The organism is Fredinandcohnia onubensis, from assembly GCF_002734215.1.
Lineage (GTDB): Bacteria > Bacillota > Bacilli > Bacillales > Bacillaceae_L > Ferdinandcohnia > Ferdinandcohnia onubensis.
In genome coordinates this window covers 646,085-668,186 of record NZ_NSEB01000004.1, presented here as the reverse complement: position 1 = coordinate 668,186, position 22,102 = coordinate 646,085, and the positions used below count along the sequence as shown (strand labels likewise).

The 22,102-nt window shown below is 37.7% G+C and carries 25 protein-coding genes and 1 pseudogene; 8 read left to right on the top strand and 18 right to left on the bottom strand.

All coding sequences use genetic code 11. The annotated features are described in order from the left end of the window. Nucleotides 1-169 precede the first annotated feature (169 nt). A complete protein-coding gene (locus CKK03_RS06305; RefSeq protein ID WP_099361739.1) occupies nt 170-1,675 on the bottom strand; it encodes a leucyl aminopeptidase in 1,506 nt (501 codons plus the stop codon). Nucleotides 1,676-1,893: 218 nt separating this feature from the next. On the opposite strand from CKK03_RS06305, the gene CKK03_RS06300 reads away from it, so the two are divergent. Then, nucleotides 1,894-2,364, top strand: coding sequence for a divergent PAP2 family protein (locus CKK03_RS06300; RefSeq protein WP_099361738.1), 471 nt, complete (start codon nt 1,894-1,896; stop codon nt 2,362-2,364). A 32-nt stretch (nt 2,365-2,396) separates the two neighbouring features. On the opposite strand, the gene spsC is transcribed toward CKK03_RS06300, so the two are convergent. The 5 genes from spsC to CKK03_RS06275 form a co-directional block, all read right to left on the bottom strand. Then, nucleotides 2,397-3,080 carry a stationary phase survival protein SpsC gene (gene spsC / locus CKK03_RS06295; RefSeq protein ID WP_388037315.1) on the bottom strand — a complete coding sequence of 228 codons (684 nt, stop codon included), beginning with the start codon at nt 3,078-3,080 and terminating at the stop codon, nt 2,397-2,399. 156 nt (nt 3,081-3,236) lie between these two features. Continuing rightward, the gene (locus CKK03_RS06290; RefSeq protein WP_099361737.1) at nt 3,237-3,563 is read right to left on the bottom strand and encodes a YuiB family protein; all 327 of its coding nucleotides are present in this window, start codon (nt 3,561-3,563) and stop codon (nt 3,237-3,239) included. A gap of 137 nt (nt 3,564-3,700) precedes the next feature. Then, on the bottom strand, nt 3,701-4,927 hold the full coding sequence (locus CKK03_RS06285; RefSeq protein WP_099361736.1) for an NAD(P)/FAD-dependent oxidoreductase: 1,227 nt from the start codon (nt 4,925-4,927) through the stop codon (nt 3,701-3,703). Nucleotides 4,928-5,275: 348 nt separating this feature from the next. After that, nucleotides 5,276-5,641, bottom strand: a complete 366-nt coding sequence (locus CKK03_RS06280; RefSeq protein ID WP_099361735.1) for a HesB/IscA family protein — start codon at nt 5,639-5,641, stop codon at nt 5,276-5,278. Between the two features lie 270 nt (nt 5,642-5,911). Next, entirely contained in the window at nt 5,912-6,148 is a 237-nt protein-coding gene (locus CKK03_RS06275) for a YuzB family protein (RefSeq protein ID WP_099361734.1), read from the bottom strand. A gap of 196 nt (nt 6,149-6,344) precedes the next feature. On the opposite strand from CKK03_RS06275, the gene CKK03_RS06270 reads away from it, so the two are divergent. Continuing rightward, the gene (locus CKK03_RS06270; RefSeq protein ID WP_099361733.1) at nt 6,345-7,412 is read left to right on the top strand and encodes an NAD(P)/FAD-dependent oxidoreductase; all 1,068 of its coding nucleotides are present in this window, start codon (nt 6,345-6,347) and stop codon (nt 7,410-7,412) included. A gap of 51 nt (nt 7,413-7,463) precedes the next feature. Here CKK03_RS06270 and CKK03_RS06265 read toward each other — a convergent pair whose 3' ends face one another. Further along, complete coding sequence (locus CKK03_RS06265) at nt 7,464-7,793, bottom strand: YuzD family protein (protein ID WP_099361732.1); 330 nt, start codon at nt 7,791-7,793, stop codon at nt 7,464-7,466. Nucleotides 7,794-8,019: 226 nt separating this feature from the next. On the opposite strand from CKK03_RS06265, the gene CKK03_RS06260 reads away from it, so the two are divergent. Beyond that, entirely contained in the window at nt 8,020-8,256 is a 237-nt protein-coding gene (locus tag CKK03_RS06260; protein ID WP_099352680.1) for a NifU family protein, read from the top strand. A 197-nt stretch (nt 8,257-8,453) separates the two neighbouring features. Here the strand turns inward: CKK03_RS06260 and thrB are convergent, their stop codons facing one another. The 5 genes from thrB to yutH form a co-directional block, all read right to left on the bottom strand. Next, complete coding sequence (gene thrB, locus CKK03_RS06255; RefSeq protein ID WP_099361731.1) at nt 8,454-9,371, bottom strand: homoserine kinase; 918 nt, start codon at nt 9,369-9,371, stop codon at nt 8,454-8,456. Then, on the bottom strand, nt 9,361-10,428 hold the full coding sequence (thrC, locus tag CKK03_RS06250) for a threonine synthase (protein WP_099352678.1): 1,068 nt from the start codon (nt 10,426-10,428) through the stop codon (nt 9,361-9,363). The genes thrB and thrC overlap by 11 nt, the downstream gene beginning before the upstream one ends. Next, nucleotides 10,425-11,723, bottom strand: coding sequence for a homoserine dehydrogenase (locus CKK03_RS06245; protein ID WP_180271169.1), 1,299 nt, complete (start codon nt 11,721-11,723; stop codon nt 10,425-10,427). The genes thrC and CKK03_RS06245 overlap by 4 nt, the downstream gene beginning before the upstream one ends. Before the next feature lie 230 nt (nt 11,724-11,953). Further along, complete coding sequence (locus CKK03_RS06240; protein WP_099361729.1) at nt 11,954-12,937, bottom strand: 2-hydroxyacid dehydrogenase; 984 nt, start codon at nt 12,935-12,937, stop codon at nt 11,954-11,956. A 48-nt stretch (nt 12,938-12,985) separates the two neighbouring features. Further along, on the bottom strand, nt 12,986-13,990 hold the full coding sequence (yutH, locus tag CKK03_RS06235) for a spore coat putative kinase YutH (RefSeq protein ID WP_099361728.1): 1,005 nt from the start codon (nt 13,988-13,990) through the stop codon (nt 12,986-12,988). Nucleotides 13,991-14,152: 162 nt separating this feature from the next. Here yutH and CKK03_RS06230 point away from each other — a divergent pair, with 162 nt between their 5' ends. Further along, on the top strand, nt 14,153-14,635 hold the full coding sequence (locus CKK03_RS06230) for a phosphatidylglycerophosphatase A family protein (RefSeq protein WP_099361829.1): 483 nt from the start codon (nt 14,153-14,155) through the stop codon (nt 14,633-14,635). A gap of 100 nt (nt 14,636-14,735) precedes the next feature. On the opposite strand, the gene nucF is transcribed toward CKK03_RS06230, so the two are convergent. Together nucF and hepT are read right to left on the bottom strand one after the other, a co-directional pair. Beyond that, the gene (gene nucF / locus CKK03_RS06225; protein WP_099361727.1) at nt 14,736-15,506 is read right to left on the bottom strand and encodes a 5' nucleotidase NucF; all 771 of its coding nucleotides are present in this window, start codon (nt 15,504-15,506) and stop codon (nt 14,736-14,738) included. 18 nt (nt 15,507-15,524) lie between these two features. Further along, nucleotides 15,525-15,965: a type VII toxin-antitoxin system HepT family RNase toxin gene (gene hepT / locus CKK03_RS06220; protein ID WP_099361726.1), complete on the bottom strand. Its 441-nt coding sequence runs from the start codon at nt 15,963-15,965 to the stop codon at nt 15,525-15,527. A gap of 183 nt (nt 15,966-16,148) precedes the next feature. Here hepT and CKK03_RS06215 point away from each other — a divergent pair, with 183 nt between their 5' ends. Both CKK03_RS06215 and CKK03_RS06210 read left to right on the top strand, forming a co-directional pair. Beyond that, nucleotides 16,149-16,415: a DUF3055 domain-containing protein gene (locus tag CKK03_RS06215; RefSeq protein ID WP_099361725.1), complete on the top strand. Its 267-nt coding sequence runs from the start codon at nt 16,149-16,151 to the stop codon at nt 16,413-16,415. 112 nt (nt 16,416-16,527) lie between these two features. Then, nucleotides 16,528-16,758 carry a cytosolic protein gene (locus CKK03_RS06210; protein ID WP_099361828.1) on the top strand — a complete coding sequence of 77 codons (231 nt, stop codon included), beginning with the start codon at nt 16,528-16,530 and terminating at the stop codon, nt 16,756-16,758. Nucleotides 16,759-16,810: 52 nt separating this feature from the next. Here CKK03_RS06210 and CKK03_RS06205 read toward each other — a convergent pair whose 3' ends face one another. Beyond that, on the bottom strand, nt 16,811-17,086 hold the full coding sequence (locus tag CKK03_RS06205) for a YutD family protein (RefSeq protein ID WP_099352671.1): 276 nt from the start codon (nt 17,084-17,086) through the stop codon (nt 16,811-16,813). Nucleotides 17,087-17,211: 125 nt separating this feature from the next. Between CKK03_RS06205 and CKK03_RS06200 the strand changes: the two are divergent. Next, a pseudogene (locus CKK03_RS06200) lies at nt 17,212-17,856 on the top strand (YhcN/YlaJ family sporulation lipoprotein); the annotation flags it as partial. 171 nt (nt 17,857-18,027) lie between these two features. On the opposite strand, the gene lipA reads toward CKK03_RS06200, so the two are convergent. Further along, nucleotides 18,028-18,927 (bottom strand): lipoyl synthase, encoded by a 900-nt coding sequence (lipA, locus tag CKK03_RS06195; protein WP_099361724.1) that lies wholly within the window; start codon nt 18,925-18,927, stop codon nt 18,028-18,030. 255 nt (nt 18,928-19,182) lie between these two features. On the opposite strand from lipA, the gene CKK03_RS06190 reads away from it, so the two are divergent. Continuing rightward, complete coding sequence (locus tag CKK03_RS06190) at nt 19,183-20,178, top strand: M23 family metallopeptidase (RefSeq protein WP_425432843.1); 996 nt, start codon at nt 19,183-19,185, stop codon at nt 20,176-20,178. A 72-nt stretch (nt 20,179-20,250) separates the two neighbouring features. On the opposite strand, the gene CKK03_RS23485 is transcribed toward CKK03_RS06190, so the two are convergent. Both CKK03_RS23485 and CKK03_RS06185 read right to left on the bottom strand, forming a co-directional pair. After that, nucleotides 20,251-20,364: a methionine/alanine import family NSS transporter small subunit gene (locus tag CKK03_RS23485; protein ID WP_142354001.1), complete on the bottom strand. Its 114-nt coding sequence runs from the start codon at nt 20,362-20,364 to the stop codon at nt 20,251-20,253. Next, nucleotides 20,361-21,902, bottom strand: coding sequence for a sodium-dependent transporter (locus CKK03_RS06185; protein WP_099361723.1), 1,542 nt, complete (start codon nt 21,900-21,902; stop codon nt 20,361-20,363). The genes CKK03_RS23485 and CKK03_RS06185 overlap by 4 nt, the downstream gene beginning before the upstream one ends. Nucleotides 21,903-22,102 lie beyond the last annotated feature (200 nt).

Sequence of the window (22,102 nt, the reverse complement as noted above, 5' to 3'; positions counted from 1 at the left end):
GTTTGCAGTATACCACATATCGTTTTGCGATATAGAGATATACCAATTAAGCTGTTCGCGATATACCACATATCGGGGCTGCGACATACTATAATCATTTATCATTGCGATCTGGTGATAATTCGTCCTATAAAAAGAAGCCTACCCATTAGGTAGACTTCTCAATCATTTATTCTTCTGATTCACCAAAACGCTCTACTAGGGTTGCGAGTGTACGGACCATGACCCCTGTTGCACCGGCTGGGCCTAGATTATGAGCTGAAGTGGTCGTTGCTGTTCCCGCGATATCTAGATGTACCCATGGTGTATCTTCTGCGAATTCGCCTATGAACGTGCCAGCGAAAATTGCATGTCCATCGCGACCAGGTGAATTATTTAAATCGGCAACCTGGCTTTTTCGAACACGCTTCTTATGATTTTCTGTGATCGGCAAACGCCAAATGGGTTCGCCAGCTTCGATGGATGCTTCTAGTACCTCTTCAAAAAAGGCTTCATTGTTTGTCATTGCACCGGTAATATCATTACCTAAAGCGACAATCACTCCCCCTGTTAATGTCGCAACATCTACTAAATAAGAGGCTCCATGAAACTTCGCATAAGTGATGCCATCTGCTAAGGCAAGTCGACCTTCTGCATCCGTGTTTAATATTTCAATTGTCTTCCCATTCATAGAGGTCACTACATCATCAGGCTTGAATGCATCACCGCTAATCATATTATCTGTTGATGGGATAACAGCGACTACATTCTTTTCTGGTCTTAGTTCCCCGATGATCTCCATAGCTCCTAAGACAGCAGCTGCTCCACCCATATCCGATTTCATGCCTACAATGCCGTCTTTTGGCTTGATGGAGTATCCACCTGTATCAAAGGTGATTCCTTTTCCAACTAGTGCAATGACATCTTCCCAGGCCTCTTTCCCTTGATATTTAAGTACGATCATTTTAGGAGGCTCTACAGAACCTTTATTAACCGCTAAGAGGGCGCCCATTCCGAGCTTTTCCATATCTTCTTTTTCTAGTATTTCCACTTCGAATCCGTATTTCTTTCCGAGTTCTGCTGCATAATTCGCTAAATCGGTAGCTGTTAACATATTTCCTGGTAGATTCACAAGAGTTCTGGCAGAGTTTGTTCCTTGTCCATACGCATATCCGACAGTTAAACTTGCTTGGATCTCTTCTGCATCGTCACTAGAATAAACAACGACTTCTTCAATTTTCTTTTCTGGTGCATTTGACTTTTGCTTGTAATCTGCAAATTTATATGTAGACAATGCAAGGGCTTCTCCGAACGCATGGGCAACATCTAGTGAATCTAATTCCTCAGTTACAAAGGAATCCAACCCTACTGCAAAGCTTTCAACCTTTGCTTCAGAGATTTTTTTAACAGCCTTCCCAAACGCCTCTCTGAGAGATTCAAGTGTTTGATTTTCTTCTTTTCCAAGTCCTAAAAAATAAACTCTTTTTATTGGTGCCTTCCCTAATGTATGTACTTTTGAAACCGTATTTTGCTCCGCTCGGATATCGCCTTCTTTTAACAGTTCTGTAATTTGTCCATCTAATAAGAGATCTAATTCTTTTGTAAGACCTGTTGTTTTTTGATTTTTTAAAAAAAGACCGATTAGTAATGCTTCATGTGCTTCAATTACTTGTGCTTCATCTTTGACGTTAAACATTGTTACACCTCCAATATATTTTACCTTTTTATTATAAACTTCGAGACACTAAATTTCATCTTCCAACCATCGGTGAATATTTCATTTTGCAGGCGCAACCAAATTCTTTTATAATGATAAAAAGTAACTTTGTTTTACATGAGATGTCGTTTCTAAAGGTTTTGAACATATAAAACAAATATAGAAAAAATGGATGTTTATGAGAGGAAGAAGTTTACATGGAGCTTTTTACGAATTTTCCCCTTTGGGCCGCACTTGCTGCAATCGGATTTGCACAATTTGTTAAAGTCCCACTACATTTTTTTGTAACAAAAAAAGTTGATTGGTCGTTAGTCACGAGTACTGGTGGGATGCCTAGCTCCCATTCAGCAGCCGTTACTGCGTTAACGACTGGTATTGCCCTAGAACAAGGCGTAGATTCCCCTTTCTTCGCGATAGCAACAGTGTTTGCTGTCATTGTCATGTTCGATGCTTCTGGTGTTCGTAGACATGCTGGTGAACAGGCAACAGTTCTCAATCAGCTTGTTGCAGATTTTCAAAAGTTTGCAGAGGATGCAAAACTATGGCCAAAGCTTGATGAAGATAGCAAAAGAAAGGAATTAAAGGAATTATTAGGTCATAAACCTATCGAGGTATTTTTTGGTGGATTAACTGGGATCTTATTAACTTTATTACTTCATATCCTTTAAAATACAAAACGGCTAATCTTTATGATTAGCCTTTAACTTTTTTCACCTAAAATTTGTTGCCGGAATACTTGCATGGACTTATCCTCATTCATTGCAGCAATTTCTTCTTCAGATATTCTTCCGTCACCCATCTTGATGACATAAACATCGAGGGTTTTCTTCCCCCATTTTTTATAAACATCATCAACTGTATCATAGTACAAATCTATTTTATTTCCTTTGATGGCTCCGCCTTTGTCAGCGACTACTCCATACCCGTAGTCGGGGATAAATAGAATTGTTCCGATTGGAAACACATCTAAATCCGCAGCAATTGTTGAATACAAATCACGTTTCACCTTAACACCTGAATAGGTAATCCCATAGGAAGGGTGATTCGCATCCTTACCTGTTGATTCAACACCTGCCGTATATCCGGTCGCGACAACTGTTTGTGTTGGGTATTTTGAAAAATCAATGGCTTCTTCAATAGGTAATGTGGTTTCTAAGCCAGAGGCCGAGACCGCCTTATTTCCATTAGCAAAAAATAAAAATTTTGATACCCATTCTACACTTTTAATTCCTACTGCTTGCGATTTCTCTTGAAATTGGTTGCCTATCCAGTTTGTAAGATCTTTCGTCTGCACTCCGGAAAAAGATTGGAACGTAGTGATTAGTGCTAATGCAAATAGGAATGTCATTGCACTTCTTCTTATCATTGTGTTTAAACGAAACACATTTTTCCACTCCTCTCACGACTCTATTTCTTTCCAATTTGGCAAAAAAATATTCGTTTATGAGTGGAAGATAATTGTAAGCAAAAAAAGAAACGTAAAGATTTTATAAAAAAATCCTTACGTTTCTTTTTGCAATTTCTATATAGAAGTGGCTTCCTAAAACATTCTGTATCCTTTTTTTCGAAGGAGCTTTATGATCACTCCTGATAAGATCGCACCAGCAAGACCACTAAGTAAAATCGCAATATCTAGAGGAGCTAATGTCGTGATACTTTCACCTAAAGAGCTAAATGCAGTAGATGGCGATGTAAAATAATCAAGAAAGGATACTTCTTGAATGATTGCCAAGGCAATTATTGGATAGATAATAGCCATAATCCACGACATACGTAATAGCATATTAAGAATGAATCCAATTCCAAAAAATAATACGAAAAACAATAACATCGAAATTAAAAATATCGGTAAAAAACTGAGTGACATGGCAACTCACCTCCTCGGACAAATCCCTTCCTAGTTTACTAAAGGTATGATTAGTGAGTCAATTGATTTCACTTACCAAATCGCACAATTATGTAAAAAAGGAATGCTAAGATAATAGCATTCCTTCGTTAATATTGTTAAATGAATTTTAATTTACCTTTTTTAAGAACAAGTGATGGTCCGCCTACTATTAATAGAGCACGGTTATCAATTACTTTCTTCATGAATGCTGCTTTTGAGCCCCAAATTTTTCTGCCAAATACAACACCGATTCCATCATGCTCACCAAGTGAACATACAGTTCCTTTGTTATCAAATGAAAATTCACCAAGTTCTCCTTGTCCACGAACTAGTACTGCAATGTTTTTCGCTACTAATGCACCTTGTTGCATTGCAATTTGTGCAGTTGGTGGGTATGGACGATTGATTTCTTCATTAATAACTAGTGAGCTATCACCAATAAAGAAAACATCTTCATGGCCTGGTGCACGAAGGTCTTTGTCAACTTTCACACGACCACGCATTGCTTCAAAACCAGAAGCTTCGATTACGCTGTTTCCACGAATACCTGCTGCCCATACAACAGTTTTCGCTTTAATTTCTTCTGTTACATCGTCTTTTCCAACGATGATTCCTTCAGGTGTACCTTCTTTAATCGCAGTACCGATTTTGAATTCTACACCTTTTTTCTCTAAGTGGTTCACTGCATATTCAACTAATTCAGCATCAAAACCAGGTAATACAGTTGGTGCTGCCTCAACACAAATGATTTTTACTTTATTTTGGTCAACATCGAATTCACGGCAAAGCTCAGGAACTCTATTAACAAGTTCTCCTAAGAACTCAATACCAGTAAATCCTGCTCCACCAACAACAATTGTTAGACGAGTATCGTCTTTTTCTTCTTCAGTGTTATATGTTGCGAATTGATATTCGATATGTTCTTTAATTTGACGAGCTGTATTTACATTTGAAATTGAAAATGCGTATTCTTTTAGGCCTTTAATTCCAAAAGTCTCGGATTCTCCACCAAGTGCTACAACTAAATAATCATACTCAACCTGTGTATCGTCCTCAAGAATTACACGTTTGCCTTCACGATCAATCTTTGCTACAGAGCCTTTTACAAATTTAACTTTATGTCCACTGATTACGTCTTCAATTTGGTAACGTACACGGTCCGCCTCTAAAGTACCTGCAGAAGCTTCATGTAACCATGTGGTCTCATAGTGATAATCATTTTTATTAACTAGTGTAATATCAGCTTCGTTTACACCTAAAGTTTTTTGTAAGTTAACAATAGTGGTTAATCCACCGTATCCTGCACCTAAAACTACGATTTTTGGCTTTCTCACTGTAATCACGCCCACCTTTTCTTTTTTGCAGTCAAAAATACTTATTTCTATTTTCAACTGTAAGCTCTAATTTTATTGATAAAATAGTTTGTGATATCTTTCACGTAAGATACCATTATTGGACAAAAAAGATTCCGATATTTGTCAAAAAGTTGTACTATTTAATATCCACATCCTATATTATGCCTTTTATATTGTTTTTTCAAGTGTTTGAGGACCTTTTTGAATATTAAAAAAATAAAAAACAACCCTTTTTGGAGGTTGTTGAAAAATTGTTATTTTTTTAGTCTAAAAATTGCCATATTATAGGGTAAAAAAAGTCGGGCCCACAATAGAAGCCCAACTTATAATTAACAATTAGCAATTCTCAGGTGTTCCCGCTACTTTTGCCGTACGGAAGGAAGAACCACATCCGCAAGAAGCAATTGCATTTGGATTATCGATGGTAAATCCGCCACCCATAAGGGATTGTTTAAAGTCTATGTTTACACCAGTTAGTATCGGAGCATCTTCTTTATTAATGATAATCTTGATACCATGCTGTTCATCTTGGCGATCATTTTCACTTACTTCTTGTTCAAAGCCCATTCCGTAAGAAAGTCCACTACAACCGCCACCCTTAACAGCAACACGTAGGAATGATCCTTCTTCCTCATTCTGTTTCATCATATCTTTAATTTGAAAAGCAGCCGCTTCAGAAATGGTAACTACACGATCTGTCATGTTTGTAACCTCCTTCTTTTTCAAGCTTACTAAATAGGTTATTACTATTAGTATAATGGTAATCGGGGTTTGTTACAAATAATCTGTCTAATGGTAAATTTTTTTCCTACCTCTAGTATAAAATGGTATTATTTGGAGCACAATAAGATTATCCCCCGTTTTTTTTAGAAACTCTTCATTCATTTAATGGAGGGTTTTCTTTTTTTTTGCCCAAGATTTAAGAAAAGCAGTCAACATAGACTGCTTTTCTTGTATATAAAATATTTTGTATTAGAACATTGGGTTTTCTTCTAAATAGGTATAGATATTTTCAACAAGCTCATCAGCTGTTTCACCAGTAACTACATCCCCATTTACAAGAGCATATAGCGACTCAAAGCATTGTCCACAATAGCTTAGGCATCCGTATTCAATCACATCAAGATTTGGATCCTGTTCAAGAATTTCCTTTGCTTTCTGTGAGCCACTTGCCAAATTACTAACACAAAACTCAATGATAGGATTCACTGGTATTCACCTCACTACAACTACTTATCGTACTCTTATTTTTTCGATTCGTCAATTTTGTGAATATCGGTTGTTATTTTGTCATAATTTCGCTATACTTTTAGTGTTTGTAAAGGATAACGAATTAGCTAAAACTTTGTACTAACATTGGATGAATACGCTTTAACTAAAGAGAGTAACAAAGGGGATAATCATCATGAAAAATCTTGTCATTTTAGGTGGAGGGTATGGTGGAATGCGGGTTTTACAACGCCTTTTGCCAAATCAATTACCCGAGGATATACAGATAACCTTAATTGACCGTGCGCCTTATCATAGTTTAAAAACGGAATTTTACGCGCTTGCAGCAGGGACTATTTCAGACTCCCATGTACGTGTAACATTTCCAGAACATCCACGTTTGCACGTAAAGTATGGGGAGATTACGGGCATCGATTTAAATGAGAAACTTGTTCACATGAGTGATGAAGAACCAGTTAAGTATGATGATTTAATAATTGGATTAGGATGCGAAGACAAGTATCACAATGTTCCAGGAGCGAATGAATACACAGACAGCATCCAAACCATTGATAAAGCAAGAAAAACCTATCAGAAGCTTAATAATCTTCCGGCAGGTGCTACTGTTTCCATTGTTGGAGCAGGCCTAAGTGGAGTTGAACTTGCAAGTGAGCTGTATGAAAGCAGACCCGACTTAAAAATCAAATTATTCGATAGAGGGAAACATATACTTTCTGCTTTCCCTGAAAAATTGAGTATGTATGTAGAAAACTGGTTTGATAAGAACGAAGTTGAGATTATTAATAATTCAAATATTACAAGAGTGGAAGAAAATGTACTCTTCAATAATGACCAACCTGTTCAAAGTGATGTTGTTGTGTGGACAGCTGGTATCCAACCTAATAAAGTTGTTCGTGACTTAGAGGTTGAAAAAGACGGAAGCGGCCGAGTGGTATTAACAAAACAACACAATCTTCCAAATGATGAACATGTATATGTTGTTGGTGACTGTGCAAGCTTACCACATGCGCCAAGTGCTCAGCTTGCTGAAGGCCAGGCTGAACAAATTGTTCAGGTCCTTGTAAAGCGTTGGAAGGGCGAAGAACCTCCAGCTGAGTTTCCTAAAATTAAGCTAAAAGGTGTTCTAGGATCTCTAGGTAAAAAAGAAGGATTTGGATTAGTTGCAGAACGAGCTCTCACAGGACGTGTACCTCGTATGTTAAAATCTGGGGTATTATGGATGTATAAGTATCATAATGGGTGATAAAAAAAATGCACGGTTAGTCAATGACTTTCCGTGCATTTTTATTATTCATTATTCAGCTGCCTTGTATCCGTATTTCTCCATTTCTGCATAAATGGTTTTTAGCTTAGGGCTACCTTCCCCGACAATGGTGCCCTCTAGAACTACAACTGGGTAAAACATATCTTCCTCAATTACACGTGTGGCAAATGTTTTTTTCTCTTCGTCCCCAGGTGGATCAAAAATATCAACATGCGTAATATCGAATGGTTGGTTTGGGAACTTTCTGCTTAATGCCGCTTCAAGCCACTCATAAGTTTCCTTGGAAGAAGGAAGATTGACACAACTCGGACATAATACTTCCGCACCGTACACACAGATCTCAACCTTTTGCTTTTCCATTTCATGCGCTCCTTTTCCCCAATTAAATCGGCTACAATCATTTCTTTTTCCATTGTACTAAAAATCTGTTAGAATAGACACCAAAAGATACAAAGTACACATCTTAGGATTCTCAATAAGGGTTTGTAATTAAAAATTGGAAAAATGCATTATTTGGTTTTAATAGATTTTTTCCAGTAAACAGATTATAATAATTATAAAGGTATGAGGAAAGGAGTCAATCGAAATGGCTGAATTAGATATTAGAGAGCAAGTACAAGAAGTATTAGATAAACTTCGTCCATTTTTACTTCGTGATGGCGGAGACTGTGATTTAGTTGATATTGAAGATGGTGTTGTAAAGCTTCGTCTTTTAGGTGCTTGTGGAAGCTGCCCAAGCTCTACAATTACTTTAAAAGCTGGGATTGAACGTGCGTTATTAGAAGAAGTCCCAGGAATCGTTGAAGTTGAACAAGTTTTTTAATAGATAAATGAGTGATGCCTCAAGTTTTTGAGGCATTTTTTTATGCGTAAAAAGTCTAGTGGCAGTATTTTTGAATTAGTGACAGTAATTCCGATTTAGTGGCAGTATTTTTGAATTAGTGACAGTATTTTCGATTTAGTGACAGTATTTAAGTATTCTGTACTCAAAAAAGCGAAACCCATTTCGGTTTCGCTTCTTTATTCATGTAATGAAAGTGAAGTTAACACACTGCCGTTTTTCTCAATCGATACTTCTTCAACCTGATATCCTTCAAATGCAGATGATAACTCTTCTCTAAGTTGTTTTCCTCGTCCACATTCAGTGAAACAAATGACTGTTGGCCCTGCTCCGCTTATGGCTACCCCAAATGCTCCTGCGTTTTTTGCTACCTGATGAATGTGACTGAACTCTGGAATGAGCTTCGCACGGTATTGTTGATGGAAAAGGTCGAGCTCCATCATTTTCCCCATTAATGCAAGGTTCTTAGTTAAAAGAGCAGCGACCATTACATTGCTTATCGAGCTTGCTTTAACCGCCTCAGGATAGGATAATTCAGTAGGAAGCACACTTCGGGCATCCTTTGTCTTTAGTTCATACGGTGGAATGACAACCACCAAATCAAAGGATAGATCATTCACATGGACGAGATCCGTGTCCTTGCTTCCACGATGACTGCCAATGACTAAGCCACCGTATAGCGATGCCCCTACATTATCGGGATGTCCCTCAAATTCACAGGCTAAATCAAGCTTTTGTTGGTTTGTTAATTTAAGATGACAAAGTTCATTAACCAGTTCGATTGCAGCGATTATAGCGGCTGCACTACTCCCCAGACCTCTAGCTAGTGGAATATTGCTATGAACATATACCTTGCAGGGAGGCAGCTCATAGGAGAAAGTACGAGCTACCTTTTCTGCGATTTGATAGATAAAATTATCTTTACCAGTTGGAGTATCCGCAATTTCTTCTGATTGTAGGACAAACTCCCACTCTTGACTTGGTTCAACTTGGAGAGTTAAATAACGATTGACCGCTAACCCTACTGAATCAAATCCAGGTCCAAGATTTGCCGTACTTGCTGGTACTTTAATTTGAAAGGCATGATCAAACTTCATGTAGTACGGCTCCTCTGATATGTTCATAAACAAGCTTTTCATCGTTCGGCAATACCACAGGCTTGATAGAAGTTGCTTCAATCGCAATATTAGGGTCCTTTAGTCCATTTCCTGTTAGAACAGCAACGATTCGGCTACCTTTTTTAATTTCACCACTGCGTACCTGTTTGATTACTCCAGCAATGGAGGCACAAGAACCTGGTTCAGCAAACACGCCTTCTTTTCTAGCTAATAATTGATATGCTTCAAGGATTTCGTCATCTGAAACCTCATCAATTTTACCTTTTGACTCACTTGCAGCCACCACAGCACTATCCCAGCTTGCTGGATTTCCGATTCTGATTGCGGTTGCTACTGTTTCAGGATTTTCAATCACTTGATTCTTTGCAATTGCTGCTGCACCTTCTGCTTCAAATCCACGCATTTCAGGAAGACCTGTATTGTGACGCTCATTATATTCTTTGAAACCTTTCCAGTACGCTGTAATGTTTCCAGCATTTCCAACCGGAATCGCTAGTACATCAGGGGCTCCGTCTAATTGCACACAAATTTCAAATGCTGCTGTTTTTTGTCCTTCAATTCGATATGGATTTACAGAGTTTACGAGAGTAATAGGTGCTGTTTCACTAATATTACGAACCATCTGTAGCGCATGGTCAAAGTTTCCTTCAATTGAAATGATTTCAGCTCCGTACATAACGGCTTGAGCTAGTTTACCCATCGCAATCTTGCCCTCAGGAATGACTACAATACAACGTAGTCCTGCACGTGCGGCATATGCTGCTGCAGCTGCTGAAGTATTCCCAGTTGATGCACAGATAATCGTATTGCTTCCTTCTTCAACTGCTTTCGCAACCGCCATTACCATCCCACGGTCCTTGAAGGAGCCAGTTGGGTTTGCACCTTCAACTTTTACATATAATTCAACCCCAAGATCCTCTGAAATGGAATGTAGCGGAATTAAGGGTGTATTCCCTTCATTTAAGGAAAGCATTGGAGTATTTGTATTCACCGGTAAATATTCACGAAATTGCTGTAATAGTCCTTGCCATCTCATCCTAGGTTTCCTCCTTCAACTCGGTAAGAGCTCTTAACATCTTGAATAATCTGTAAATCTCTAAGCTGTACTAAAATTTCCTCGTAATCTCGTAATGATGCTTGATGAGTAACAAGTACAATTTCAGCTAAATCTTTATTTTTAAGCGGTAATTGAAGAATTTTCTCAAAGCTTACACCGCGTTCTGAGAATAGGGATGTAAGTTTTGCAAATGCTCCCACTTGATCTTTTACGTGAATACGTAAGAAGTATTTTGAGAAGATCTCAGAATCGTCTTTTAGTTTCTTCTCATATTGAGGGGACACGCTACTTTTACCATTTACTCCAAGTCTCATATTTTTCATGACTCCGACTAAATCGGAAACAATTGATGTTGCAGTTGGTAGGCTTCCTGCACCCGGTCCGTAAAACATCGTTTCTCCGACTGCTTCTCCATACACATATACCGCATTAAATTCATCATTTACTCCAGCAAGTGGGTGTGTTTCAGGAAGAAGTGTTGGTTGAACACTTACTTCAACTTTTTCCCCCTTACGATGGGCAGTACCGATCAACTTAACTACATAACCTAATCGTTTACTGTATTCAATATCCTCACTTGTTACAGTTGAAATTCCTTGAACTCGAACATCTTTAAGGTCGATATTCATGGAGTAGCCTAATGTTGCTAGGATGGCCATCTTTCTTGCTGCATCTAGACCTTCAACATCTGCTGTAGGGTCTGCTTCTGCATAGCCAAGCTCCTGTGCTTCTTTTAATACCTCTTCATAAGCACTACCGAACTTCGTCATTTTTGTTAAAATGAAATTAGTGGTTCCGTTCACGATTCCCATCATTTTAATGATTCTGTCTGAGGCAAAGCCATCTGCTAACCCTCGAAGGATTGGAATCCCACCGGCAACACTTGCTTCATAAAATAGGTCACAGCCATTTTCACTTGCAACAGTTAATAGCTCTGAACCGTATAATGCCATTAAATCCTTGTTTGCTGTGACAACGTGTTTTTTATTACGTAAAGATTGAAGAATAAGCTGTCTAGTGTCATCTACTCCCCCCATTACTTCAATGACAACATCGATTTCTGGGTCTTCAATTACCTCGTTTGCATTTGTTGTCAAAAGGGAAGGTTCAATCTCTACCGTTCTATGTTTATGTATGTCTTTCACTAAAACTTTCTTAACCTCAATTGGGCAACCAACCTGATGCATTAATTTATCTTGATGATTTTTTAAAATCGTAACAACGCCACTACCAACCGTACCTAATCCTAATAATCCAACTGAAATTTTTTTCATTATTCATCCGCCTCCTCTGTATTTCTGAGAAATACAATTGTCTTCCTATAAAAGACATTATAGTGGTAATACTATGCTTTTACAAGTGCTTTTTTTCAGACTTTTTGCTTGAAAACGTTTAACACACTGATATAAAAGGGATACATTTAATAAAAAAGTTTTTATTTTGTAAAAATTCAACTTATAAAAGAACACCTTCTTTACGAAGGTGCCTCCGAAAAAATATATGATTACTGAAAGACCCATTCCTTGTTAACGAGTGTTTTGGGTTGTTGATTGATAAGAACAAGTTCAATATTTTCACAGCACAGTTTCATCATCTTTTCACGGGTTTCAGTACTTGAGCTTCCGATGTGTGGCAATGCTACGACATTGGGAAGTGTTAATAATGGATGATTTGCGTCTACAGGCTCTTTTTCAAAAACGTCGAGTCCTGCTGCGGCAATTTCACCATTGACTAACGCTTGATATAAAGCATCTTCGTCAACAACTGGCCCTCTAGAGACATTAATAAAAACTGCACTATTTTTCATGTTCATAAAGATTTCCTTATTGAATAAACCTCTTGTTTCATCCGTTAGTGGAGTTAGGCAAACAATAAAATCAGAGGTTTCAATTAGCTCATCAAGGGATGCGTAAGAAGCACCGATGCGTTCTTCTGCTACTACATTACGGGAGCGGTTATGGTACAAAATATTCATATCAAACCCTGTTGCGCGTTTTGCAACTGCTTCACCGATTTTTCCCATCCCGACAATACCAATTGTTTTATGATGGACATCGCTTCCTGCTAACAATAATGGACTCCAACTTTTCCATTCGCCTTTTTTTACGAATTCAGCTGCTTCCACAACTCGTCTTGCAGTTGAAAGTAATAATGCAAAGGCTAAATCGGCCGTAGTATCTGTTAAAACATCAGGTGTATTGCATATTGCAATTCCCTTTTGATTTGCATATTCTACATCAATATTGTCATAACCTACAGCAAGGTTTGCGATTACCTTTAATTTTGGTGCTGCATCAAGAAGCTCTTTATCGACTTTATCTGAAAGCATTGTTAAAAGAGCGTCTGCTTTTTTTACCTCTTCAAGTAGGATCTCTCTTGGAACGGCTTTTTCTTCTTCATTCCAAATATGTACATCTGCTACTTCCATTAGTGGTTGAATTGCGTTTTCGGAAAGTTTTCTTGTAATAAAAACATATGGCCTAGTCATGTTTCACCTCTAAGAAAAAATTATCTTTCTCTATAGTACCATACATTTTTATTTTTGAAGCCAGCTTATAGTTGGAATTGTTAGTCTTTTTTCTTCAACTCCTACACTTGATAAAAAGGTCGCTAAAAAGCGTTCATGTTCACTGGAATGCTTCAGAATGGATTCTAATCTCTTACAATACCTTTCCATTTGCATTTCTGAACCTGTCATATAAAACCATTCAATACACTCAAAAAAATGCAATGGAAATAAAAGGCGTGCATAAAGAAGTCGCCAGGAGAATGCAGAAAGTGGGCTAACCCGCTCATATTCCTTCAAAAAATGCACAATTTGTCCGTTTTGTCTTGTTTCTCCATTAACGTATTGATCTCGAATAAATTCTGCAAGGTCCCTTGTATAATGGTCAAAAACCCAAGCCGTAGGTAGCTTCGTATAGGAATTCCGATCCCAAGAATTTTCCGTAAAACGATGGTGACATATCGTGGCCGAGTCGATTGCAGAAGGGGTTTCGTCAATTTCTGTATCAACCAGATATTGGATTGCATTTTCTGTTAAGCCTATATAATATGGAAAAGCCTCGACAAATAAGGTTTCAAACTCGTTTTGCGGATGCTGCTTTACCTTTTCCTTCCAGAACAACTCCATTTGATCCAATCTTTTTTCCCATAAAAATTTCCACTGTCCGATTCGATTAACCTTCTTTACTTGATAAGGAAAGCTTCTGCCTCGTTTATGAAACCGGGCCAACTCATACCCTAATGAATTGGAAACCCTATGGCTATACACTGGACATCTAATCATAACTGCTTCCGCATCATTGATAATGGTACTTAACTTTCCTTCTGTTGTAGGTAAAATAGAGCCAACACGAATATCTCCCTTTTGAATCATGTAATCACTAAGATGTTTAATTTCAATCAGTTCTTCTTGTTCCAAGTTTGATATTGGCACAATACAATATACTATATTTCGATAGATGATCGCTTCATAGCCGAATACTCTTACGAATCGATCCACTTTTAATTTGTATTGCTCCAAAAGTGTTTCTTTCATAAATCATCGCTCCCCGCTCATACTATTAAGACTACGTATTGATTTGTATAAAACATCTATATGAAACAAAACTTCATTACTTGTGGTAAACTAGGAAATATTAGTAAAAATTATTTTGAAATCAGAAGAAATTAGGTGAACCAGATGAGTCAAGAAAATAAAATGAATGAGATTGAAAAAACAGCCAGAAAATGGTTGGAGGAAAGAGGCGTCACCATTCAAGATATTGCGGAGTTGGTGTATTATCTACAAAGCAAATATCACCCAGATTTAAAAATGGAAGAATGTATTCATAATGTTGACCGCGTGTTAACAAAGCGTGAAATCCAAAATGCAGTGTTAACAGGGATTCAATTAGATAAACTTGCTGAGAAAGGCTTACTTGAGGAGCCATTACTATCAACAATCAAAGTTGACGAAGGACTATATGGAGTAGATGAAATCCTCGCCTTTTCAATTGTGAACGTCTACGGCTCAATCGGATTTACAAACTACGGATACATTGATAAGAAAAAACCTGGAATATTAGAACGCCTAAATGATAAATCAACTGGGGAATGTCATACATTTTTAGATGATATTGTGGGCGCAATTGCAGCTGCAGCATCAAGTCGTTTAGCACATCGAGCAGCAAACATAGAGTAAGGATAAAAAAAGATCAAATCCAATCGATTTGGTCTTTTTTATTTGACGATAATGTTATTCCGTATTTTGTCCGTAAAAAAAACGCTCAAATTGAGCGTTTTTAAATGCGATCCATCCATTCCTTTAAGCTATGAATTGCATAGGTAGGAGGACGGTCATATCCTTTTAGTAGTTCAGGGGTTGTAACACCTGTATGAACAAGCAAAGTATCAATACCTGCATTCATACCTGCCATAATATCGGTATCATAATAATCACCAATCATGATGGTATCCTCTTTTGGAGTGCCCAGTTGTTTTTGCGCTTGTTCCATGATAATTTTTTCTGGCTTCCCAATAAAAGTGGGTTTTACTGTTGTTGAAACAGTGATCACCGAGGTTAATGAACCATTCCCAGGTAGAAGTCCACGCTCAGTTGGAATGGCGATATCACCGTTTGTCGAAATAAAGGTTGCACCATTTCGTACTGCTAAACAAGCAATGGCGAATTTTTCATATGTAAGGGAACGGTCTATTCCACAAACCACAAAATCTGGGTTTTCCTCTTGAAATGTAAAGCCTTTTTCCTCTAATGCTTGGTAGATACCATCTTCACCAATTACATATACACTTGCTCCTGGTTTCATATCATACATATAATTTGCCGTTGCTTGACTAGTGGTGAAAACCTGGTCTGCTGTACACGCAATATCAAAGTCACGAAGTTTGGTTGCTACCTGTTCGGGTGTTCTAGATGAATTATTCGTAACAAACAAATATGGTATTTGCTTTTGATTTAATTTATTCACAAAATCACACGCTTCTTTTATACGCTCTGTTCCACGGTACATAGTACCATCTAAGTCAAATAAGTATCCTTTGTATTGTTTCACTACTTCTATCACCTTTTTTTAGTTTTTAAATGCTGAAACCGGTCCTAATTCATTTTCAAGATAAGATCGTACCGCTTGTGGAAAGCTTGCAAGACTTTCTTTATTTTTTTGAAGGCTCAAGATTAATTCATCATGATTAATCTCAAGATAATCTTGTACAATTACTTTTCGAAAACGGATAATTTCTTTAAGTTCATTCGCTACTTCAGTTGTCACTACTTTTTCATCTTCAAGTATATCAATGATATCCTCATAGCTACCTGGATCACGCATAATAAAGCCGTCAATCATCGAATTTCCTACATCTAGAATTGCCTCAATTGTAAGATGAGTGATTCTCTCTAACGCTTTCTTTTCAATCACGCCTGTCCAACTTGAATTCGCTGCTACAATTAATTGTAAATTCTCTTCGTAAAAAAGAAGGGTTTTTTCAATCTTTTCCCGGTCAACAAAATACATAGTATCACCTTCAGTTTATAATCTTTACCCATCATCTTTTATATACCACATTATTTTACCATAAAGTTTATAATCATTCATGGTATGCCCCTCATTCATTGCATCTATAAATTCGTTTTCTAATTCGTACACCTTTGATATGATAAGTATAAATGACTGTTTCTTAAAAGGAGAGAATCCATTATGGCTGAACGTTTTTTCTTATATGATGATACAATCGACACACAAACACGGTTTGTAAGCTTTATGGGGGAACACCAGCGTTACGACTTAGCTGTTGTTAAATCTGACCGCTATTATGGCAAGCATATTGTTTTAAATATCTTGAGCAATCGCTTTGCAATTATCGGAAGAGATGACCTAGATGAGCCGGGTTATATCGAACATGCTTATCAGCTGTCTGAAGAGGAAGCAGAGGAATTACGTTCTTTTCTGTATGAAATTGTCTAACATAATTACGTAATGCTGCGAAAACACTAGAAGTAAGAAGTGAGGTGTTTTTCAGGTGGCAGATAAAGACAAGGAAGAAATAAAGTATACCGATTTTTCAAATGTGGAGACGATGAGAAATTTCTTAACTTTTGAGGAATATCCAGAAGGACCATATGGCACACAACAAGGTAAGGATACGCCCGTAGAGAACAAAAGCACACCGTGGAAAGAAGGTCAACGAACCTATAGCAACTTTAATTATGAGTTCAAATCACTTCACCAGGATCTCCCTAGACAATTCCCTGGGGCTCATCCTACACATGATGACAAGGATGAAAATGCCGAACCACCTTATGACTAATAGGAAGGTTCAAGCCATAATAAAAGTACAGGCAGATGAGTTAGCCTGTACTTTATTTTTTTACCTTTTTTAAGACAAAATAGGCGCAACCGAAATTGCAATATTCGTATAAATATTCAGAAAGGGTACTTATTTTTGTATCAAATGACGCTTTTTGGTTTTTATCATCAAAAAAACCTTTTAAGCGAAGCTGTTCATATCCCCAGTCCCCAACTATATAATCATACTTCGCTAAGATATCACTGTATCTCGCACGAAAAGCTTCTTCATTAAATCCATCTTTTAGCTCATCAATAAGCTCATATGTAGTATTACCTATGCTAATCACTTTAATCACCTCGTACCCCATACTAGAGGATGTTCACTATATATCCATTATAGCCAATCAATCCATCAATTACTATGCGAAATTTTTGTTGAATTGGTCACCCTACAACTGAGGGGGTGTCAAGATTGAAAAAATACACAATCATCTCAGGCTTAATTGCTTTAACTGCTTTAACAGGTTGCGGTACTTCTGACGACAATGCAGGAGTCTACCATGAAAGTGGAAATACAATATATCGAACTGACCAAAATGAGCTTTACAATGCGAAAGGCGTCAAAAACGATGGTAAAGAAATGACGAACTTTGGCTATGTTCGTCACCAAAAAAATCCAGTCCTTGGCGGTGCAAATGTATACAGTGATTTGCCAACCATGGACAGGGAAAAAGTAGCAGATTTAATCAGTAAAATCTGTACAAACATTCCGAACGTCAAAGATGTTGGTACGCTTGTAACGGATGAAGAGGTCCTTGTTGCATATGATACGGATTCTAAAGATCGTATGTTAACGGCAGACCAGGTAAAACGTTCCGCGTTGTCAGTTGTTCCGAGGTATTTCCATGTATACGTTTCTGACAATCCAGACATGATGAATCAAATTGAGCGATTCGGTAGACTTGATTCAGACAGTCGAAATGTCGATCAAATTATTACATCAACCATTCAACAAATGATTAAATCTCCACAAGGATATAAAGTCAGCGATGGTGAAAATGAAAATGGGGAAATGGAAGGTGGCCTAAACCCAGAGTATGAGCGTAGGGCAAGGGAAAACCAAGACTTCCTTAAAAATCCTAGTATCAACAATAAAGGTGGAATGGAATTCAACCCTGAAATTGATCGCACAACCGATAATAAAGGGAATGAAGACCAAAAGCGAGATGACGGAAGAGAATTATTGCAAAAAGGAACGCACTAAAAAAAAGGGGATTTCCCCTTTTTTTTATGCTTGCTTAACTTGTTGATTTGATTTTGCTGCGTTTACTTGTTCATCTGCATGATAAGAAGAACGTACAAGAGGGCCAGCTTCACAATGACTGAAGCCTTTACTTAATGCAATCTCTTTTAATTCCGCAAATTCATCTGGATGATAGTATTTTTCAACTTTCAAATGCTTTTTCGTTGGTTGTAAATATTGACCAATTGTGATGATATCTACATCGTTTGCTCGAAGGTCGTCCATTGTTTCAATGATTTCTTCCTTCGTTTCGCCAAGGCCGATCATGATACTTGATTTTGTTGGGATGTCTGCATTCATTTCTTTTGCACGACGTAAAAATTCAAGTGAACGTTCATATTTCGCACGTGCACGAACACGGTCAGATAAACGGCGAACCGTTTCAATATTATGGTTCATAATGTCGGGCTTTGCATCCATTAAGGTTTTTAAGTTTTCGTACACTCCACCCATATCAGATGGTAGCACTTCAATTGATGTAAATGGATTCTTTCTACGAATTGCACGAACGGTTTCTGCAAATACCGCAGCTCCCCCGTCTTTCAAATCGTCACGAGCAACTGTTGTAATAACAACATGCTTTAATCCCATCATTGCGACAGAATCAGCTACACGCTCTGGTTCTGCCCAATCCAATTCATTTGGAAGTCCAGTCTTAACCGCACAAAAGCGACAAGCGCGAGTACAAGTATCCCCAAGAATCATAAAAGTAGCTGTTTTCCTTACAGCCCAGCATTCATGAATATTAGGACATTTTGCTTCCTCACAAACGGTATGTAATTGCTTTTCTCTCATCATTTTCTTTAAGCCTGTGTAGCTCTCATTCGTATTCAGTTTTATTTTTAGCCATTCCGGCTTTCGAAGATATTCTTGTTTTTTTGACATACTTCATCACTCCATTGCAAAGGCTATCCCTATTATACTCCTAACTTCTTTAAGAATCCAAGTATTCGATTTATTTGTATTTTTTAGCTTCCAACAATTAGTGATTATGAAAATGAGATGATTTAACAAACTAACAAGGAAGAGTACTTCTTTTTATTTAATTCCAACTAGACAAATTCGGCTTTTAAGTACCTATAGATGCCTTTTAAGAACCATACATCCTTGTGTTATTTTAGTGAAAGGAGATTTGCGTGCGTGAACAGAAAACTTGGTATAGTAGTTGTTATTTGCTTACTTTTTACGTGTATGCCTTTGGATGCAAGTGCAAATGAGGATCAACAAAAAGTTTTTCAGGAACGAATGAACCTCTATACAAAGATGGAAACAGTAACACAGATTCCATGGTACTATTATGCGGCTATTGACCAGTATGAAAGAAGCATCCGTCGTTCCCGAAAGGATATTCCGAAAGAAACGGGGTTAATTGGAATTTACATTAAACCCGAGTCTTGGGCGGGGGCTTTAAATCCAAATCCAAATGATTCGAATCCATATAGCATTCAGCTTTTTGGAGGAATTGGTCTTGATGGCAACGGGGATGGTGTTGCTGATCAAACAAATGATGAGGATATCCTACTTACAATTTCAGAACAAATTTTAGCGTACGGAACTGATCCTGATAATATCAAGATTGGTTTATGGGATTATTACAAACGGGATAAATCCGTTTCACTAATTACGGGAATCGCTACAATCTATTCAGCATATGGCACACTTGATTTAGATAAACACGCCTTTCCGGTTCCTCTTGGCTATAATCATAGCTATAAAAATACATGGGGAGATGCGCGTGGCTGGGGAGGTCGTAGAATGCATGAAGGCACTGACATCTTTGCAAGCTATGGAACACCAGTAAGGGCAACCTCATATGGGATCATCGAAATGAAAGGTTGGAACCGATTTGGTGGGTGGCGTATCGGAATCCGCGATGTGAATAATACGTACCATTACTTTGCTCACTTAAATGGATTTGCAAAGGATATTGCAATCGGTCAGGTTGTTGAGCCTGGTACAGTGATTGGCTCTGTTGGAAGTTCTGGCTATGGACCACCAGGCACTGCCGGAAAGTTCCCTCCACATCTTCACTACGGAATGTACAAAGATAATGGATATACGGAATGGTCCTTTGATCCGTATCCACATCTACGGGCTTGGGAACGATCAGAAAGACAAGCAAGGAAACGTAAATAAAATAAAAGGCTGTGGTATTTTTACCACAGCCTTTTTCCGTTCTATTATGACCCTCTTTTTATATTTATTTCTTTAACCTTGTTTCGCTTGTTTAGCCTTTTTTGCAGCATGTGCAATACTTGCAACTAGACCTCCCCATAAAATGACCATTCCAATAACCATCATAGCAATTGCACCACCGGTCATAGTCCTACCTCCTTGTCACTACTAGAAGAATAGTTGTCATTTAACGCCTCATTACTCCATTTTTTTAGTGAGAACACGATTCCTAATATAATGACTCCTGCTGCAATGAAAACACCTGGGAAGAGTATAAATGAAGTTGCATACCCTTCATAGTTACCAGTTGCATTGTCAAATTGTTGTAGGATATTTTGTTTGAATAAGTCAAACATCATATATCCTAAAACCACTGGTGTGATTACGCCTAAACAAATCTTCCACCAACCACCTGCACGAATATCGGAGATAGCATTTGCGTGTGCTTGTAATGGATTCATTTGCTTGAATACCCAAGCAATAAGTATTACTTCAACTAATCCGGCAACAGCAATACCAAATTGGTTAATGAAGTAGTCAACTACATCTAGGAAGTATAAGCCTCCATTTGTAGAGTATAGAATTGAAATAAGTGATGCTAACCCCGCACCATATATGACTGCCTTGTTACGAGTAAGATTAAACTTGTCTTGAACTGCTGCAATGAACACTTCACAAATCGAAATAAGTGATGTTAATCCGGCAAATACTAACGATAAGAAGAAAAGTGCTCCGAAAAATTCGCCAAATGGCATTTGGTTAATAATTTGCGGGAAGACCGCAAATGCTAGACCAACACCCGCACTTGCTACTTCTTCTACAGGTACATTCGCTTGTGCTGCCATAAAGCCTAGTGCAGCGAATACACCGATACCAGCTAAAAGTTCAAAACCTGAGTTCGCAAAACCAGTAATAAATGCATTGTTTACTACATCGGACTTCTTAGGTAAATAACTTGCATAAGTAATCATAATTGCAAAACCAATTGATAAACTAAAGAAAATGTGTCCGTATGCCGCAACCCAAACCTCTCCAGACATAATCTTATCCCAGTTAGGTTGGAAGAATGAATTTAGTCCTGTACTTGCTCCTTCAAGTGTTACTGCTCGAATAACGATAATCGTAAATATAACTAATAGTGTAGGAATGAAAATTTTATTCGCTTTTTCAATTCCCTTTTTCACGCCTTTAAATAGGATAAATAATGTAATTGCCCACACAACGACTAAAGGTCCAAAAACCCCAAGTACTGGTGCTCCTACATCTCCTGGAGTTTCAGCTAAATGCAAGTATTTAGAGAATAGGAATCCGCTTGTATCTTCTCCCCATGCTTTATTAAATGAGAAGAATGTATACGAAATTGCCCATGCGATAATGACTGCATAATAGGTGGCAATTACGAAAGAAATTAATACCTGCCACCACCCGAGCCATTCTAACTTTTTATTTAAACGGAAAAATGACAAAGGTGCTGATCCTCTAAACTTTTGTCCGATTGTGAATTCTAGAATTAGGATTGGTATTCCAGCTGTTAAAATCGCAAATAGGTATGGAAGAAAAAATGCGCCTCCTCCATTTTCGTAAGCAACATATGGAAATCTCCATATATTACCTAAGCCAACCGCAGAACCGATTGCAGCCATTACGAACCCTGCCCGTGTCCCCCACTGTGGACGATTATCCATAAACAAACCTCCCCTTTCCCACTTTAGCCCATTACCGCATTAGTCCTTTAGCACTAGACATAAGTTGGAAATTTTAATATTTTCAGATTATTTTCTATAATCTATTTATTAGTATAGCCAGTCTTTATCTCTATGTCAAAAGTTATTTTAAAATGAAATTTACTTTTAAAAAAAAAGAGACAAAGGTTCTAATTCCCTTT